Annotated in this window: 14 protein-coding genes; 8 read left to right on the top strand and 6 right to left on the bottom strand. The window is 70.9% G+C overall.

The annotated features are described in order from the left end of the window. Positions 1–10: 10 nt before the first annotated feature. Entirely contained in the window at positions 11–1219 is a 1209-nt protein-coding gene (locus tag ABIN76_RS11030; protein WP_346959759.1) for an MFS transporter, read from the bottom strand. Positions 1220–1272: 53 nt separating this feature from the next. Between ABIN76_RS11030 and ABIN76_RS11025 the strand changes: the two genes are divergently transcribed. Genes ABIN76_RS11025 through ABIN76_RS11010 form a run of 4 tightly spaced genes read left to right on the top strand, consistent with a single transcriptional unit; the run spans position 1273 to position 4621 of the window. Then, a complete protein-coding gene (locus ABIN76_RS11025) occupies positions 1273–1716 on the top strand; it encodes a (deoxy)nucleoside triphosphate pyrophosphohydrolase (protein ID WP_346959758.1) in 444 nt (147 codons plus the stop codon). A gap of 42 nt (positions 1717–1758) precedes the next feature. Continuing rightward, positions 1759–2916, top strand: coding sequence for an NAD(P) transhydrogenase subunit alpha (locus ABIN76_RS11020; RefSeq protein WP_346959757.1), 1158 nt, complete (start codon positions 1759–1761; stop codon positions 2914–2916). Further along, positions 2916–3251 (top strand): NAD(P) transhydrogenase subunit alpha, encoded by a 336-nt coding sequence (locus ABIN76_RS11015; protein ID WP_346959756.1) that lies wholly within the window; start codon positions 2916–2918, stop codon positions 3249–3251. Before ABIN76_RS11020 ends, ABIN76_RS11015 begins: the two co-directional genes overlap by 1 nt. Then, positions 3248–4621 (top strand): NAD(P)(+) transhydrogenase (Re/Si-specific) subunit beta, encoded by a 1374-nt coding sequence (locus tag ABIN76_RS11010; RefSeq protein ID WP_346959755.1) that lies wholly within the window; start codon positions 3248–3250, stop codon positions 4619–4621. Before ABIN76_RS11015 ends, ABIN76_RS11010 begins: the two co-directional genes overlap by 4 nt. Before the next feature lie 63 nt (positions 4622–4684). Here ABIN76_RS11010 and ABIN76_RS11005 read toward each other — a convergent pair whose 3' ends face one another. Then, positions 4685–5809: an Rv2578c family radical SAM protein gene (locus ABIN76_RS11005; protein ID WP_346959754.1), complete on the bottom strand. Its 1125-nt coding sequence runs from the start codon at positions 5807–5809 to the stop codon at positions 4685–4687. A 94-nt stretch (positions 5810–5903) separates the two neighbouring features. Between ABIN76_RS11005 and pcp the strand changes: the two genes are divergently transcribed. Beyond that, positions 5904–6545: a pyroglutamyl-peptidase I gene (gene pcp / locus ABIN76_RS11000; protein ID WP_346959753.1), complete on the top strand. Its 642-nt coding sequence runs from the start codon at positions 5904–5906 to the stop codon at positions 6543–6545. A 54-nt stretch (positions 6546–6599) separates the two neighbouring features. Here the strand turns inward: pcp and ABIN76_RS10995 are convergent, their stop codons facing one another. Then, the gene (locus ABIN76_RS10995) at positions 6600–7238 is read right to left on the bottom strand and encodes an SIMPL domain-containing protein (protein WP_346959752.1); all 639 of its coding nucleotides are present in this window, start codon (positions 7236–7238) and stop codon (positions 6600–6602) included. A 1-nt stretch (position 7239) separates the two neighbouring features. Beyond that, a complete protein-coding gene (locus tag ABIN76_RS10990) occupies positions 7240–7722 on the bottom strand; it encodes a hypothetical protein (protein ID WP_346959751.1) in 483 nt (160 codons plus the stop codon). 205 nt (positions 7723–7927) lie between these two features. On the opposite strand from ABIN76_RS10990, the gene pheS reads away from it, so the two are divergent. The 3 genes from pheS to ABIN76_RS10975 are packed head-to-tail and all read left to right on the top strand — an operon-like array spanning position 7928 to position 12399. Beyond that, positions 7928–8989 (top strand): phenylalanine--tRNA ligase subunit alpha, encoded by a 1062-nt coding sequence (pheS, locus tag ABIN76_RS10985; protein ID WP_346959750.1) that lies wholly within the window; start codon positions 7928–7930, stop codon positions 8987–8989. A gap of 2 nt (positions 8990–8991) precedes the next feature. Continuing rightward, the gene (gene pheT / locus ABIN76_RS10980; protein WP_346959749.1) at positions 8992–11535 is read left to right on the top strand and encodes a phenylalanine--tRNA ligase subunit beta; all 2544 of its coding nucleotides are present in this window, start codon (positions 8992–8994) and stop codon (positions 11533–11535) included. A gap of 42 nt (positions 11536–11577) precedes the next feature. Further along, positions 11578–12399 (top strand): 4'-phosphopantetheinyl transferase superfamily protein, encoded by an 822-nt coding sequence (locus ABIN76_RS10975; protein ID WP_346959748.1) that lies wholly within the window; start codon positions 11578–11580, stop codon positions 12397–12399. Here the strand turns inward: ABIN76_RS10975 and ABIN76_RS10970 are convergent. Then, the gene (locus ABIN76_RS10970) at positions 12302–13675 is read right to left on the bottom strand and encodes a M1 family metallopeptidase (RefSeq protein WP_346959747.1); all 1374 of its coding nucleotides are present in this window, start codon (positions 13673–13675) and stop codon (positions 12302–12304) included. The two genes, ABIN76_RS10975 and ABIN76_RS10970, sit on opposite strands and share 98 nt — an antisense overlap. 66 nt (positions 13676–13741) lie before the next feature. Next, positions 13742–17698 carry a Pls/PosA family non-ribosomal peptide synthetase gene (locus ABIN76_RS10965; protein WP_346959813.1) on the bottom strand — a complete coding sequence of 1319 codons (3957 nt, stop codon included), beginning with the start codon at positions 17696–17698 and terminating at the stop codon, positions 13742–13744. Between the last annotated feature and the right edge of the window lie 67 nt (positions 17699–17765).

Here is a 17765-nt window from a genome sequence, read left to right as displayed (position 1 = left end):
CATCGCGCGGCTACCGGACCAGCGGCCTCCGGCGTTCCACCGCACCGCTCAGGGCTGCAACGCCAAGGCCCAGGAGGGCCAGCACCGCCCCCACCAGGGCAGGTGCCACGTAGCCCCAGCCCCAGGCGATGACAAGGCCGCCGAGGAACGCGCCAAGGGCGTTCGCCACATTGAGGGCCGCATGGTTCAGCGAGGACGCGAGCGACGGCGCGTCGGGGGAGGCGTCGAGGAGCCGGGTCTGCAGCGCCGGGACCAGCATGGACCCGGCCGCGCCCACCACGAAGACCATCACGTAGGCCGACCACGGCCAGTGCACGGCCACCGCGTAGACCACCAGCGCCACGGCAACCCCGGGCAGCACCCAGTAAATGGTGCCCATCACGGACCTGTCCGCGATCCGTCCGCCGACAATGTTGCCGACCACCATGCCCACGCCGTACAGGGCGACGACGAGCGGCAGCCACTCCGAGGCGATGCCGGCCACCGAGGTCATAGTGTGCGCGATGTACGTGTACGTGGCGAAGAACCCGCCGAAACCGACCACGCCGATCAGGACGGCCAGCCAGACCTGCAGCCGCTTCAGCGCGCCGAGTTCACGGCGGATGCTGGCGTCCGCATGGGGTTTCTGGAGCGGCACGAACTTCCAGAGCATCACCATGGTGGCTATCCCGATCAGGCCGACCAGCAGGAAGAGCAGCCGCCAGCCGAAGGCCTGGCCCAGCCAGGTCCCGAACGGCACCCCGATGACGTTGGCGACCGTCAGCCCGGCCATCACCATCGAGATCGCCCAGCCGCGTTTGGTGGGCGCGACCAGGGAGGAGGCAATGACGGCGGCAACGCCGAAGAAGGCGCCGTGCGGCAGCCCCGCGGCAAAGCGGGAGACCAGCATGGTGCCGTAGTCGGGGGCGATGAAGGAGCTGAGGTTGGCGAGGCTGAAGAACAGCATGAGTCCGAGCGCGAGGTACTTGCGCGGCAGTTTGGCCCCGACGGCGGCCAGCGCCGGCGCGCCCACCACCACCCCCAAGGCGTAGGCGGAGATCAGGTGCCCGGCCTCCGGGGTGCTGACGCCCAGGCCCTGCTCCACCTCCTTGAGCAGGCCCATCATGGTGAATTCCGTGGTGCCGATGCCGAACCCGCCCATGGCCAGGGACACGATGGCGAGGGCAAGGTGGCGGGAGCCGGTTTTCGGCGTCGCGGGGGCGTCTTTGGTGGTTGTCATCTTCATCATTGTCCCCCGGCAGCGCGGCACCGGGCGCCTCTAGACTGGTGGACGTGACTGAACTCATCAACGTCGTCGGCGGCGCAGTAGTAGATTCCCTGGCCGCCCCCCGGTCCCTCCTGGTGGCGAGGCGGACGGCGCCGCCGCAGTTTGCCGGCATGTGGGAGTTCCCCGGCGGCAAGGTGGATCCCGGCGAGACCCCGGAACGCGCCCTGCACCGTGAACTGCTGGAGGAACTCGGGGTGGAGGTCCGGCTGGGGCCTGAACTGCCGGCGGAGGCAGCGTCCGGCTGGCCGCTCAACGACCGCGCAGCGATGCGGGTCTGGTTCGCCGAGCTGGCCGCCGGCACGCCGCAGCCGCTGGAAGACCATGATGAACTGCGCTGGGTGGCACTGGCGGACCCGGCGGACGTCCTGGGGCTGCCGTGGATCCCGGCGGACCTGCCGATCGTTGAAGCGCTCCTGGCGGCTGTCGCGGCGGAACCCTCGCCAAACTGAGCCCGGTGTGGCTACGCTGGGGCCAACCGGGAGGAGCTGGGCGTGCAGGTCGGGGTCAGGCGGGAAGAGCGTGCGGGGGAGCGCCGGGTCGCGGCCACCCCCGAGACAGTGCGGCAGCTGACGGGTCTTGGCCTGTCGCTGCTGGTCCAATCCGGTGCCGGCGTCGAATCCGGCTACCCGGACGCCGACTATGCGGCAGCCGGCGCCGGCCTTACCCCGGAACTGCCGCTGGACGCCCTGGATGTCCTGCTGCACGTCCGCCCGCTCACGCCGGAGACGGTGGCCGCGCTGCGGCCGGGCACCATCACCATCGGCTTCGCTTCGCCGGCCTCGGAACTGGCCGCCGTCGGGGCCCTCGCCGCCGCGGGCGTGACGTCCTTCGCGCTGGAACTCGTGCCCCGGATCTCCCGTGCACAGTCCATGGATGCGCTGAGCTCGCAGTCCCTGGTCGCCGGCTACCGCGCCGTGCTGGAGGCGGCCCTGCGCTACCCGAGGTTCTTTCCGCTGTACATGACCGCTGCCGGGACCATCCCGCCGGCCCGGGTGCTGGTTCTGGGCGCCGGGGTCGCGGGACTGCAGGCCATCGGTACCGCGAAACGGCTCGGTGCCCGGGTCTCGGCCAACGACATCCGCGCCGCCTCCGCCGACGAGGTCGCCTCGATGGGCGGCACCTTTATCAACCTGGAACTGGACGCCCGGGCTGCGGACACGTCCGCTGAGGGCAGCGGCGGCTACGCCCGCGAGCTCGGCGAGGACCGCGCAGCCCGGCAGCGTGCCCTGCTGGCGCCGCACGTCGCAGCAGCGGATGTGCTCATCACGACCGCGGCGATCCCGGGCCGCGCCGCCCCGCTGCTGGTCACCGCCGGGATGGTGGCCGGGATGCGGGCCGGGTCCGTCGTGGTGGACCTCGCCGCCGAATCCGGCGGCAATGTCGAGGGCGTCATTGCCGGCCGGGACGTCCTGGTTCCGGTCCCGGGCGGCGCCGTGACGCTGGTCGGGATGCAGGATGCGGCCTCGGCCCTCGCCTCCGACGCGTCCCGCCTGTACGCGAAGAACGTCGCCAATCTGCTGGCCCTGATGACCACGGACGGCACGGTGGCTCCGGACTTTGACGACGACGTCGTCGCCGGAGCGTGCCTGACCCACGACGGCGCCGTCCGGCACGCCGGCACTGCGGCAGCTATGGAGGCCCACAACTGATGGATGCTGTCACGTTACTCACGGTGGTGGTGCTCGCCGTCTTCGTCGGCTTCGAAGTCGTCTCCAAGGTCACCAGCAAACTGCACACCCCGCTGATGTCCGGCGCCAACGCCATCCACGGCATCATCCTGGTCGGAGCGGTGATTGTGGCGGGACAGGCCGGCGACCCCTGGCTGCTCGCCGTTGCCCTGCTCGCGGTGGTCCTCGCGACGGTCAACCTGGTCGGCGGGTTCGTCGTCACAGACCGGATGCTGGAGATGTTCGGCCCGCGCAAGGCCGCCCCTCCGGGCACCGCGGCGCGGACCCCTGACCGGGCGGGGGAGGAGGAACGATGAGTATCCTCGCCCCGGCCTGGACCGCGCTGTTCTACCTCGTGGCGGCCGTCTGCTTCATCCTCGCGCTCAAAGGGCTCAGCTCGCCCCGGACCGCCCGGCGCGGCAACGCCATCGGCGCCGCCGGAGCCGCGGTGGCGGTGCTGACCGTGTTCCTCTCCGCCCGGCTGGAGAACATACCGCTGATCCTCGCCGCGATCGCCGTCGGTACGGCCCTCGCAGTTCCGGTGGCCCGGCGGGTGCAGATGACCCAGATGCCGCAACTGGTCGCCCTGTTCAACGGCGTCGGCGGCGGCGCGGCCGCCTTGGTCGCGGTGCTGGAACTCGGCCACAGCGCGGAGCCCTGGGTCCGGCTGGCCGTCGTGTTCACTATGCTGGTTGGCGCGGTGTCTTTTGCCGGGTCGGCCGTCACGGTGGGGAAACTGCAGGAGCTGATCAGCACCCGCCCGTTGCTGTTCCCGGGCATGCCGGTGGTGATGGTGCTGGTCCTGGCTGGCGCGCTCACCGCCGGCGGGCTCGTGGTGCTGACGGGGTCGCCGGCCTGGGCCGGGGCGCTGCTGGTGTTGGGCCTGGCCGCCGGGCTGCTGCTGGTGCTCCCGGTCGGCGGCGCGGACGTGCCGATCGTGATTTCGCTGCTGAACGCGTTCACAGGCCTCGCCGTGGCGGCGTCCGGGATCGTGCTGGGCAACGTGCTGCTGCTCGTCGCGGGGACGCTGGTGGGGGCCAGCGGCACCATCCTGACCAAGGTGATGGCCTCCGCGATGGGCCGCGGCGTGGCCGGCATCATGTTCGGCGCCTTCCGGGGCGGGTCCACCGCCGGTTCGACCACGCTCAGCGACCGGCCGGTGCGCTCATCCTCGGCCGAGGACGTCGCCGTCCAGCTCGGCTACGCCCAGCGCGTGGTGATCGTGCCCGGCTACGGCCTCGCCGTCGCCCAGGGCCAGCACACCGTGGCCGAGCTCGCCACCGCCCTCACCGCCAGGGGAGTCGAGGTCGTGTTCGCCATCCACCCGGTCGCCGGCCGGATGCCCGGCCACATGAATGTGCTGCTGGCGGAGGCGAACGTGCCGTATGAATCGCTGCGCGAACTCGAAGAGGTCAACCCGGAATTCGCCAACACGGACATCGCCTTGGTGGTGGGGGCGAACGACGTCGTCAACCCGGCGGCAAAGTCGTCCCCGGGGTCGCCGATCTACGGGATGCCGATCCTTGAGGTGGTCCAGGCCCAGCAGGTGGTCTTCCTGAAACGCTCGATGCGGCCGGGTTTCGCCGGCATCGAGAACGAACTCCTGCACGATCCCAAAACCACTCTGCTCTTTGGCGACGCCAAGGATTCGCTCTCCAAGGTCCTCGGCGCCGTCAAGGTCCTCTAGGTCCGGGGAACAACGAGGTTCAGAACCGTTTCCGTCAGAACTGTGGCTGACAGTACTTGTCCGTCAGAACAACGTGGGCTGGGCGGCAGCTGAACCGGCAGCGGTACCGGCAGCGTGCTGGGCAGTCGGCCCGGGGATGCTGCCCGCCGGGTACTGGGCTTCCTCTTCCCGCGGGTCGTCGTTGAGGTCACGGTGGCTGAAGCCCGAGGAGCCGAGGAAACCGTGCCGGGACTTGAAGTACCGGATCCGCCCGGCCAGCCAGGCCCGGTATTCCTTGGAGGCGTAGGAGCCGCTGCCGTACAGCCGGCGGTACTTGCCGGCAAGCTGGGGATGCTCCTTGGCGATCCATTGCATGAACCATTCACGGGTGCCCGGCTTGAGGTAGAGCGCTCCGGCGGTGACACCGGTGGCGCCGGCCGCCGCGAGCGAGCCGAACAGGGAATCCAGGGCTTCGTCGGAGTCGGAGAGCCAGGGCAGGATGGGCATCGCCATCACACCGCAGGGAAGCCCCGCCTCGCGCAGCCGGGATACCAGTTTGAGCCGGGCCCGCGGACCGGGAGTACCCGGCTCGACAGCCTCGGAGAGCCGCTCGTCCGTCATGGCCAGGGAGATCCCCACGCCTACCGGGACCTGGGCGGCGGCGTGCTTGAGCAGCGGGATGTCCCGCGCCAGCAGCGTGCCCTTGGTCAGGATGGACAGGGGAGTGCCGGAGTCGGCCAGGGCTCCGATGATGCCGGGCATCAACTGGTACCGGCCCTCCGCGCGCTGGTACGGGTCCGTGTTGGTGCCCAGGGCGACGTGCTGGCGCTGCCAGGAGGCTTTGGCCAGCTCCTTGCGCAGCACCTCGGCGGCGTTGATCTTGACCACCACCTGGCTGTCAAAGTCCAGTCCGGCGTCGAAGTCCAGGTAGGTGTGGCTTTTGCGGGCAAAACAGTACACGCACGCGTGGCTGCAGCCGCGGTAGGGATTGACGGTCCAGTCGAACGGCATCCGGGACCCGGCAACCACCTTGTTGAGCACCGATTTGGCGGTGACCTCGTGGAAGGTGACGCCGGCAAACTCCGGGGTGGAGACGGACCGCACCAGGCCCGCCAGCGGCAGCAGGGCCGGAGAAGCGGGCCCGGTGGCGGGCGAACCGGCAGGGAGAGTTTCGGCGTTTGGCCTCAGTGCTTGCGCGTCCCACCTCATGGCTACATTCGAATATATGTTCGACCTTAAGTCAAGGACCGCAGGTCAGCGACACGGTGCCGGAGTAGAAAAGCGGCGTTGCTAGGCTGGGCCCATGATTCTCCTGACCGGCTTCGAACCGTTTGGCGGCGAAAGCACCAATCCGTCCTGGACCGCGGCGCGCGGGGCCGCCGCCGTGCTGACGGCCGAGGGGCACGAAGTGGCCGCCGTTGAGCTGCCCTGCGTCTTTGGCGACGCCATCCGGGTCCTGCGTGCGGCGCTGGCAGAGCACCGGCCCGAGCTGGTGGTCTGTGCGGGCCAGGCCGGCGGCAGAAGTGCTGTCTCGCTGGAGCGGATTGCCATCAACTGCGATGACGCCCGGATCCCGGACAACGCCGGCAACACCCCCGTTGATGAGCCCGTGGTTCCCGGCGCTCCGGCCGCCTACTTCAGCACTTTGCCGGTGAAGGCAGCACTCGCGGCTCTGGGAGCCGCCGGGATCCCCGCCGAAGTGTCCCAGACGGCCGGGACCTACGTGTGCAACCACGTCTTCTACGGCCTGATGCACGCCTTGCGGGACAGCCCCGGGGTGCGGGGCGGCTTTGTCCACGTCCCGTACGGGCTGGACCAGATCCCGGCGGGAAGCGGGCTCGCCTCGCTGCCGCTGGAACAGATGACGGAAGCGCTCGCCGTCGTCGTCCGGACCGCGCAGGCGACGACGGCGGACCTCAAGCTCGCCGCCGGCGCCACGCACTAGCGACTGCCACGACGTACGCCCGGACCATGGTCGCGAGGCCCCGCGCAGGCAGGGTCAGTCGAGCAGTTCCCAGACCACGTCCACGTCCGCGCTGACGCTGGAACTGCCGGCTTCGACGGTCAGCGGCTCGGACGCCACGGCGCGTTGCATGCCGGCCAGCGGGATGGGCGCGGCGGATCCCGGCCGCCGGGTGACCGAGAGGGCTTTGCCCAGCCGGGCGCCGGCCAGTGAGGCGAAGTGCTCGGCCGTGCCGCGGGCGTCGTTCCATGCCGCCTCCCGGGCGGCGGCCTCGACCGCGCCGGGGTCCGCGAAGCCCAGCTCCAGGCCGTTGAGGCGCACATCGTCCCCGCCGGCCGCGACCGCGACGGCGATCAGGCCGGAGGAGGCGGCCAGGTCACGGAGCCGGACCCGCAGCGTGCTGGACGCCAGATAACCGGAGACAAGTTGCCCGCGGCCCTCCTGCCAGCTGACCTCCGCCCGGATGTTCAGCCCTGAGGTGGTGATGTCCGCGTTCGCCACGCCGTGCCCGCGCAGCACCTCCGTGACCGCGGACGAGGCGCGGGCAGCATCCCCGTACGCCGCCTCCACGCCGGCGCGCCGGCATTCGACGCCGATGCTGAGGGTCAGCAGGTCCGGCGCCGCTTCGGCGGTTCCGGATCCGCTGACCGCGATCGACCTGGGATGTTCCGTCATGTCATGCCTCGTTCCGGTTGGGGGCCGTGCCTGCCGTTTTGGATGGGGAGTTCCCGGGAAGGGGCCGGGTAACGGTCTTGGCGCGGGCCGGCGGGTAGCCGCCGGCCTGGAGCCCGGCGTGGCGTTCAAAGGGATTGGCCGATCCGGGGTTGCCCGTGCGCCACTGGGACCAGCCGGCTGCCAGGACGTACAGCGGCAGGAACGGCACACCCAGGCACCAGGCGTACTGCGTGCTGTGCCGCTCCTCGTGCCCCAGCAATACCGGGTTGCCCAGGGCCTCCGCCGGACCGGCTCGGAACAGCACCACGTTGCCTACGGTGAATGCCGCGGCCCACGGCAGGCGCCAGCGGTAGCCGGTGGCGAGGATCAGGCCCCGGGGGCCGCGTCGGATCCCAGCCCGGGCACAGACAGCCAACAGCAACCCCATCGGGGTTGATGCATTCAGCACATTGGCGAGCTGCCGCAGCCGCTGTCCGGACGTCATGAGGCCATGCTAGCGGTGAGCCGTGCCGCCCGGCACCGGCCCCGCCCGTCACGTTCGGGCGGCCGGACGGGTTCAACTAGACTGGACGGGAGTGCCCGCCGGAGCCATTTTGGCGAGCCCTGCCCTTTGCCAACGCACCGGTCCCTGCACCCGTTGAAGGCCCTGCGTGCGTTGGCATCACCCGACTCGTAGCTAAGAACAGTAGATGACTGAAACTTTGCCGGGCGCCGCCGTCCCGAACCCTCTGGATGAAGCCGCCATCACCGCCGCCGTAGACCAGGCCGTCGCCGCCATTGCCGCCGCGTCGACGCTCGATGAACTCAAGGCCGTGCGGCTGGCCCACACCGGGGAAAAATCCGCGCTCAGCCTGGCCAACCGTGAAATCGGCGCGCTGCCCAAGGACCAGAAGGCCGCCGCCGGAAAGCTCATGGGCGCCTCCCGCGGCCGGGTCAACAAGGCGCTCGCGGACCGCACCGCCGAGCTCGAAGCGGAGAACGACGCGCGCATCCTGGTCGAGGAGACCGTCGACGTCACGGCCGCCCCGCGCCGACGTCGTGCCGGTGCCCGCCACCCGCTGTCCACGCTGCAGGACCGCGTCGCCGACATCTTCGTCGGCATGGGCTGGGAAATCGCCGAGGGCCCCGAGGTCGAGTCGGAGTGGTTCAACTTCGATGCGCTGAACTTCAAACCGGACCACCCGGCCCGTGAAATGCAGGACACCTTCTTCGTGGAGCCGCCCGAGGCCCACCTGCTGATGCGCACCCACACCTCGCCGGTGCAGGTCCGCTCCATGCTGGAACGCGAGGTGCCGATCTACGTGCTGTGCCCGGGCAAGGTGTTCCGCACCGACGAGCTGGACGCCACGCACACCCCCGTCTTCCACCAGTTCGAGGGCCTCGCCATCGACAAGGGCCTGTCCATGGCCGACCTGCGCGGCACCCTGGAGCACTTCGCCCGCCAGATGTTCGGCGAAGAGGCCCAGATCCGGCTGCGCCCCAACTACTTCCCGTTCACCGAGCCTTCCGCGGAGCTGGACATCTGGCACCCGGGAGCCAAGGGCGGCCCGAGCTGGATCGAGTGGGGCGGCTGCGGCATGGTCAACCCCAACGTGCTCCGCGCCGCCGGCATCGATCCGGACGTCTATTCAGGTTTTGCCTTCGGCATGGGCATCGAACGCACCCTCATGTTCCGCAATGAGGTCGGCGACATGCGCGACATGATCGAAGGCGATGTACGTTTCAGCGAGCACTTCGGGATGGAGATCTAACAGTGCGTATCCCACTTTCCTGGCTGCGTGAATTCGCAGCGGTACCGGCCGGAGCAACGGCCGAAGACGTGATGGCCGAACTGGTCAAGGTCGGCCTCGAAGAGGAAGCGGTCCATCGCCCCACCGACGCGCTCCAGGGCCCGATCGTGGTGGGCCAGGTCCTGAGCCTGGTCAAGGAACCGCAGTCCAACGGCAAGACCATCAACTGGTGCCAGGTCCGGGTGGTCCCCGAAGGCCAGCAACAGACCCTCACCGGCGACGGCATCGACCCCTCCGGTGTGCAGGGCATCATCTGCGGCGCGCACAACTTCGTGGAAGGCGACAAGGTGGTGGTCACGCTTCCCGGCGCCGTGCTGCCCGGCGACTTCCGGATCTCCGCCCGCAAGACTTACGGGCACCTGTCCGCCGGCATGATCGCCTCCGTCCGCGAACTTGGCATCGGCGAGGACCACGACGGGATCCTGGTGCTGTCCCGGATCGGCCTCGACCCGGAAATCGGCACCGATGCCATGGAACTGCTGGGCCTTTACGACCAGGCCGCGGAAATCAACGTCACCCCGGACCGCAGCTACTGCTTCTCGATCCGCGGCGTGGCCCGCGAATACGCGCACGCCACCGGCACCGAGTTCACCGACCCGGCGTCCAAGGTCCAGGCCCCCGACGCGCTGGCCGGCGGCTACCCGGTCAAGCTCAACGACGACGCGCCGATCTATGGCAAGCCGGGCTGCGACCGCTTCGTGGCCCGCACCGTACACGGCGTGGACGCCACCCGCCCCACCCCGCCGTGGATGTCCGCCCGGCTCCGGCTCGCCGGCATCCGCTCCATCTCGCTGCCGGTGGACATCTCCAACTACGTCATGCTGGAACTCGGCCAGCCGCTGCACTTCTACGACCAGGACAAGCTCACCGGCGGGATCGTGGTCCGCCGCGCCGTCGCCGGTGAAAAGCTCAAGACCCTGGACGGCAAGGAGCGTACCCTCGACGCCGAGGACCTCCTGATCACCGACGGCTCCGGCCCGATCGGCGTCGCCGGCGTGATGGGCGGCGCCGCCACCGAGGTCAGCGACGCGACGTCGACCATCCTGATCGAGGCCGCGCACTTCGAGGAAGTCTCGATTGCCCGTTCGCGCCGCCGCCACAAGTTGCCCTCCGAGGCGTCCAAGCGCTTCGAACGCGGCGTCGACTGGCACGTCGCCCACGTGGCCGCCCAGCGCGCCGTCGACCTCCTCGTGGAACTCGCCGGCGGCACCCCCGCCGCCGAGGGCACCGACGTCGGCACCGCGCCGGCGCCGGTAACCGTGCAGCTGCCCGCCGCCTTCGCCGCCGAGCGGATCGGCATCGACTTCACCGAGGAACAGATCCTGACCTCGCTCCAGGACCTTGGCGCAGCCGTCGAAAAGACCGGCACCGGCTACAGTGTCACGGCCCCGAGCTGGCGCAACGACCTGGAAACCAAGGAAGACCTCACCGAGGAAATCGCGCGGCTGGTCGGCTACGACAAGATCCCCGCGACCCTGCCGGTGGCGCCCCCCGGCCGCGGGCTGACCCGCGTCCAGCAGCAGCGCCGCCGGCTCGTCCAGGCGCTGGCCGACGCCGGCCTGACCGAGGTGATGGCGTACCCGTTCGTCTCCAAGGCCGCCAACGACACCTTCGGGGTCCCCACGGCCGGGGCGGAACGGACGGCGCTCAAGCTGGCCAACCCGATCAGCGAGGAGCAGGGCTACCTGCGGACCTCCATCCTGCCGGGGCTGATCGAGGTCGCCAAGCGCAATCACTCCCGCGGTTTCCGCGACCTCGCGCTCTTCGAGTCCGGGCTGGTGTTCCTGCCCGGCGGCACGCTGGGCACCGCCTCGATTCCGCCGCTGGGCGCTAAGCCCTCCGATGAGGTGCTGGACGGCCTGTACGACGGCGTCCCGGACCAGCCGCTGCACCTCGCCGCCGTGCTGACCGGCCATGATTCCCCGGCCGCACCGGCGCACGCGCCGCGCCCCTGGGACTGGGCCGACGCGCTGGACATCGCCCGGCTCGCCGGCGACGTCCTCGGCGTCGAGCTCGTGGTCAGCCAGGGCCAGCACCAGGCGTTCCATCCGGGCCGGGCCGCACAGCTGGCGCTGCGCACCGGCGCGGTCGTGGGCTACGCGGGCGAACTGCACCCGAAGCTGCTCGCGGCGCATGACATGCCCGCCCGTTCGGTGGCGCTGGAACTGAACGCCGATGCCCTCTTCGACGCCGCCGCCGACGTGATCGTTGCCCGGCACATCTCCAGCTACCCCGTGGCAACCCAGGACGTTGCCCTCGTGGTGGCGGCCGATGTTCCGGCGGACGCGGTGCTGGGTGCGCTGCGCGACGGTGCGGGGGAGCTCCTCGAGGAGGTGTCCCTGTTCGACGTCTACGCCGGCAAGGGCATCGAGGACGGCAAGAAGTCGCTCGCGTTCAACCTGCGCTTCCGCGCCGATGACCGGACGCTGACCGCGGATGAGGCCTCGGCCGCCCGCGACAGCGCGGTCGCCGCCGCCCGCGAGCGTTTCGGCGCCGTGCAGCGCTAGCGTCGAGGAAGGCCCTGGAAGGAAATACAGGAGGGCGGGACCATGGCATCGCAGCTAATAGTGCGGTCGGTCCCGCCCTTTCGCCTCCCCGGTGCACCCGACGGGACCCCTGGCGCCGCCGCGACCTTGGGCGCCGCCCGTGAGCTGCTGGACGACGTCGAACTCGGGCGCGCCCAGAGCCTGCAACCCGGACCCCGGGAGGACTTCCTGGCCGGCCGGCTGGCCCAGCGGCGCTTCGCGGCGGAACTGCTGGGCGTGCCGGCGTCGGAGCTCACCGCCGCCTACGACTGCCCGCAGTGCGGTCCGGGCGGCCCGCACGGCCGGCCCGGCTACACGCTGGACGGTGTGCCGGTGCCGCTGCTGCTCAGCCTGTCCCGCAGCGCGGGCTGGGTGCTGCTGGCAGCCGTGCGTGATCCCGAACCGGGACTCAGCCTCGGCGTCGACGTCCAGGACCCGGCGGGTGCCGATTTTGACGGCTTTGACGACATTGCGCTGGGCCCGGCGGAGCGAGACAGTCTGCGCGGGCTCTCCGGCGGCGCGCTGCTGACAGGACGGGCCCGGCTCTGGGCCCGCAAGGAGGCCTGGCTCAAGCTGTGCGGTACCGGACTGCGCACCGCGCCGGCCAGCGTGGACGTGCTGCACCGGCCCGGCGTCCGGGATCTGGCACCGGACGAATCCGGACTGCCCGCGCAGTTCGCTGCCGCCGTCGCCCTGGCCGGGCTCCCGGAGGGGGCCAGCGGGGTTTCCGGGCCAACTTCACAGGCGGTCAGCCGGCTGGCAGCGGCGGCAGCGCCTCTTCGTAGAGCCAGGGGTGCAGCACGGCGTCGGCGTCGGTCCCGGTCACCCGGGCCGCTGCCAGGATGAAGTCCTCCGTGGTGACGGAGCCGTGCCGGTGGCTGCCGGTCCAGTCATGCAGGAGCGCGAAGAACGCGAGATCGCCGCAGTGCACGCGGACGGCGTGCAGGGCCAGGGCGCCGCGTTTGTAGACCCGGTCATCGAACATCAATTCCGGTCCCGGGTCACCGACCAGCAGGTCCTGGCCCGCGCGGTTGAGCATCCGCCAGGCAGCCCGGGCGCGGTCGGCCACACTCATGATGCCGGCCTCCTCGGACCAGATCCACTCCGCGTAGCAGGCGAAGCCCTCGTGCAGCCAGATGTCCTTCCACGACGCTGCCGTCAGCGAATTCCCGAACCACTGGTGGGACAGTTCGTGCGCGATCAGCCGCTGCGATTCCCAGTCGGGCGCCAGGTGGTTGCGGCCGAAAATGGACAGGGACTGGGCCTCCAGCGGGATCTCCAGGGCGTCCTCCGTCACCACCACGGTGTAATCGTCGAACGGGTAGGCCCCGAAGCAGCTGGTGAAGGCACGCATCATCTCCGGCTGGCGGGCGAGCCCGGCCCGGGCCTCGGCTGCCAGCTCGGCCGGCACCGCGGCGGTCTGGGCGACGTCGCCGGGCGCCCGGTCCGGATTGAGCTGCAGCAGCTCGTACCGGCCGATCTGGACCGTGGCGAGGTAGCTGGCCATCGGCTCGGCCTGCTCGTAGACCCAGGTTTCGCGGCTGGAGCGGGCCTGGTGCGAGACCAGTACACCGTTGCAGACAGCCCGGTAGTTGGCGTCCGTGGTGACCGCAATGCGGTAGCTGGCCTTGTCCCGCGGATGGTCGTTGCAGGGGAACCACGATGCCGCACCGTTGGGCTGCCCGGCGACCAGGACGCCGTCGCTCAGCTCCTCCCAGCCCACCTCGCCCCAGAGCCCGCGGCGGGGAGCCGGATTGCCTTCGTAGCGGATGTCCAGGGTGAACTCGTCGCCGGGCAGCAGAGCCGTGTCCGGGACAACCACCAGCCGCTCCGCGCGCTGGTTGAATTTGCGCACTTTCTTCCCGGGCATCAGCACCTTGGTGGCCCGCAGCCCGGTCAGGTCCAGGACAATGGCGGAACTCTGCCGCCGGGCGACCGCGTGCAGCGTGGCCCGTCCGCTCAAGTGGTTGCTGTTGATCCGGTAGTCGAGCTCCAGCTCGTAGCGGGTGACGCGGTAGACGTCGGTGCCGTGGCCGGGCATGTAGGGATCCGGGGCAGCCGCGGGCGCTTCGGCAGGCAGCTCAGCGGGAAATTTCCCGGCGGCTGATGCGGTGGGAGTCATGGGACGGCCTTCGGTGGTTGCGGTCGGCGTGGGGCGCCTTCCGGACGGTACACGGACGGTGCGGGACTACTTCGGCTTGGGCGCGGGAACATCCGGGCCGCCCCACGGGCTGACCGGATTTCCCATCCAATACGTCGCGGCGGGAACGGTTTCGCCCCTCATCACGAGTGATGCCGGTCCCACCGTGCCCCCGTTGCCGATCCGGGCCCGCGGCAGGATGACCCCGTGCGGGCCCATCGTGGCCCCGTCCTCGAGCGTAACAGTGTCGATGCTCATCACCCGGTCGTGGAACAGATGGGTCTGGACCACGCAGCCGCGGTTGACCGTGGCGCTGCGGCCCAGGGTGACGAGGTCCGCCTCCGGCAGCCAGTAGCTTTCGCACCAGGTTCCGGCCCCGATCCTGGCCCCCAGGGCGCGCAGCCACCAGACGAGGGCCGGGGTGCCGGACGCCGCGCGCGCGAACCAGGGGGCGCTGACCATTTCGATGAAGGTGTCCACCACCTCGTTCCGCCAGATGAAGGAGCTCCAGAGCGGGTGCTCACCCGGGCGGATGCGTCCCACCAGCAACCACTTCGCGACGACGGCGCTGCCGGCGGCGACCGCCCCGGCCAGGAGGACCACGACGCCGCACGCCAGGGCCGCCACCGCGTAGCTGAAGCTGCCTGCCAGCCAGTCGAGCGCCACCAGCACGCCGGCGGCTACGGCCACGGTCAGCACCACCGGTATAAAGCGGCAAAGCTCCCACAGCGCCCGGGCCAGCTTGAGCCGCAGCGGCGGCTGGAAGGTCCGGCTGTCATCGGAGGCGATGGCGGTCCGGCGCAGCCGCACTGGCGGGCTGCCCAGCCAGGAGGTACCCGCCTTCGCCTTGGCGGGGGTCGCGGACAGCACGGCCACCAGGGAGTTCTTGGGCACACTCCGGCCCGCGGCGGTCATGCCGGAGTTGCCCAGGAAGGAGCGCTTGCCCACCTTGGCCGGCGCGATCCGCATCCAGCCGCCGCCGAGTTCGTAGGAGGCGATCATGGTGTCGTCGGCCAGGAAGGCGCCCTCGCCCACGGTCGTCATTTTCGGGATCAGCAGCACCGTGGACGCCTCCACGTTCCGGCCGATCCGGGCGCCGAGCAGGCGCAGCCAGACGGGGGTGAAGAGGCTGGCGTAGACCGGGAAAAGCAGGTCGCGGGCCAGGTCGAGGACCCGCTCGGTGGCCCAGACCTGCCAGCCGATCCGGCTGCGCACCCGGTAGTAGCCGGCGCGCAGCCCCAGGCCGAGCAAACGGGTGGTGCCGAGGATGAGCAGCAGGTTGGTGCCGAACCACGCGAGCGCTGCCAGCGGAAGCGCGGCGGCCAGCTGCGGCAGGGCGTCGAGCAGTGAGCCGTGTCCCTGGATGAGGAGGAAGATCACCAGGGCCGCTGCCGCGGCGGACAGGTAGGGGATCAGGGCCAGGACGGCCGAGGCGGAGGCGAAACCGGCAAACCACAACCGGCCAATCAGGTGGTGCTCCGGCGGGGTGTCCGGCCAGCCGTGTTTGGCCTTGCCCCGCCGTTCGGCCGGGGAACCGGCCACCAGATGGCCGGCTTTGACCCGTCCGAGCACAGCGGAGCCCGGTTCCACCTGCGCGCCGGCGCCGATGCTGGCCCCGGGCATGAGTGTGCTGCGGGCGCCGACGACGGCTCCGGCGCCGATGTGGATGGCACCGATGTGGACGGCGTCGCCGTCGATCCACCAGCCGGAAAGATCCACCTCAGGTTCGATGTTGCAGCCGTTGCCGAGCGAGAGCAATCCGGTCACCGGCGGCAGCGAGTGGAGTTGGACGTTGTGGCCGATCCTGGCGCCCAGGGCCCTGGCGTAGTACGGCACCCAGGGGGCGCTGGCGAGGCTGACGGCACCGGCAAGATCCTGGATCTGCTCGGCCAGCCACAGCCGCAGATGCACCCGTCCGGAGCGCGGGTAGCTTCCCGGCCCCACGTTGCGCAGCAGGAACCGCGCAGCGGCCACGGAGATCGCCATCCGGCCGGCCGGGCTGACGAACACCAGCCAGGACGCCCCCACCCACCACCAGGACAGCGTTGGTGCCGCGCTGAAACCGGCGAGGGAGGCGAGCACGTTGTTCGCCGCCATCAGGTAGGTCAGCCAGCGCATCCCGACGAGGATGTGCAGCGGGACGCCCAGCAGCGTCTGCACCCACTGGGCCCGGCGGGAGGTGGGGCGCACGGAACGCTCGCCGGCCGCGGGGGCCGCGCCGTCCGGCAGCGACTGGCGCGCCGTATCGATCAAGGCCCCGATCCGGGGCGTGGCATAGATGTCCGCCACCGTGATCGTGGGGTAGCGGACCCGCAGGGCGGAGACGAGCTGGGCCGCGGCCAGCGAGCCGCCGCCGAAGGCAAAGAAGTCGGCGTCGAGGTCCGCCACGGTGCCGCCGAGCACCGCACTCCACTGTTCCACGATCCAGCGGGCATCATCGGGCAGGTTCAACGGCGCCGCCGCGGCATCGGCGGCGCCCGCCCCGGCCAGCGGCCACGGCAGTGCGTGCCGGTCCACCTTGCCGCTGGTCTTCGTCGGCAGGGCGTCCACCACGGTCAGCAGCGGAATCAGCGGCGCGGGCAGGCTCGAAGCGAGCAAGGCCCGCGCCGCCGCCAGGTCCAGCGTCCTGCCGTCGGCCGGCGCGAGGTAGCCAACCAGCACCTGGTTCCCGGCCGCCGTCGTCCGCACCGCTGCCGCCGCCCCGGCGACGTCGGGCAGCGACTGGAGGGCGGCGTCGATTTCGCCGAGTTCGATCCGGCGCCCACCCAGTTTGACCTGTTCGTCGGCGCGGCCGACAAAGAGCAGGCCGGCCCGCTCGTAGCGGACCAGGTCCCCGGAGCGGTAGGCGCGCTGCCAGCCCAGCGCCGGCAGCGGAGCGTACTTTTCCGCGTCCTTGGCCGGATCGAGGTAGCGGGCGAGCCCGACCCCGCCGATGATGAGTTCCCCGATTCCGCCCTCGGCGACCGGCACGCCGTCGGAGTCCACGACGGCGAGGTCCCAGCCGTCCAGCGGCAGTCCGATCCGGACCGGTCCCGGGCCGCCCAGCGGCGCCGCGCAGGCCACGACGGTGGCCTCGGTGGGGCCGTAGGTGTTCCAGACTTCGCGTCCGTCGACGGCGAGGCGTTCGGCCAGTTCGGGCGGGCAGGCCTCGCCGCCGAAGATGAGCAGCCGGACGCTTTCCAGCGACTCGACGGGCCACAGCGCTGCGAGGGTGGGCACCGTGGAGACCACCGTGATGCCGTGGTTGATGAGCCAGGGCCCCAGGTCCATGCCGGTCCGGACCAGGGCACGGGGCGCCGGGACCAGGCACGCCCCGTGCCGCCAGGCCAGCCACATTTCCTCGCAGGACGCGTCGAAGGCGACCGAGAGTCCGGCCAGCACGCGGTCCTGCGGACCGACGGGCTCGGCCTGGAGGAAGATCCGCGCCTCGGCGTCGACGAAGGCTGCGGCCGAGCTGTGCCGTACCGCGACGCCCTTGGGCGTGCCGGTGGAGCCGGAGGTGAAGATGACCCAAGCGTCGTCACCGGGGACCGGCGGCCTGGCGGCCGGGAAGGGCCGGGGCCTGCCGGAATCCGTGACGATGGTGCCGCCCGCGCGGAGGATCCCGGAAACCCGGGCCTCGCTGAACACCAGCTTGGCCCGCTCATCCGGGTCATCCGCGTCGACCGGCACGTAGGCGGCCCCGACCAGCAGCACGGCCAGGATCGCGATGTACAGTTCGTTGGTTCCCGAGGGGATCCGGACGCCGATTTTGTCCCCGGCTCCCAGCCCGGCCAGGTGCAGCTTCCGGGCGGCGGCGCGGACCTCGTCCATCAGCTGGGCGTAGCTGAGCGAACGGTGGCCGTCGTCGAGCGCGGAGGCGTCCGGGAACCGGGCCGCGGTGTCCTGCAGGACCTCGATCAGTGTCCGCTCCGGCGGCGCGGCGGAGGCGCCGGGCAGCTGCGGCTGATAGGCGGGGCCGGAGGCGGGGGCGGCCGCGGAACCTGCCGGCGCACTGCCGCCCAAAGAAACGCCGCCAGCCGGCGGTTGCTGCTCAATCACAGGGTGATTCTCCTCGCGGCAGATGAACGGA

It is taken from the genome of uncultured Arthrobacter sp., assembly GCF_964021775.1.
In the GTDB taxonomy this organism is placed as follows: Bacteria; Actinomycetota; Actinomycetes; order Actinomycetales; family Micrococcaceae; genus Arthrobacter.
This window is presented reverse-complemented; position numbering and strand designations above follow the sequence as displayed.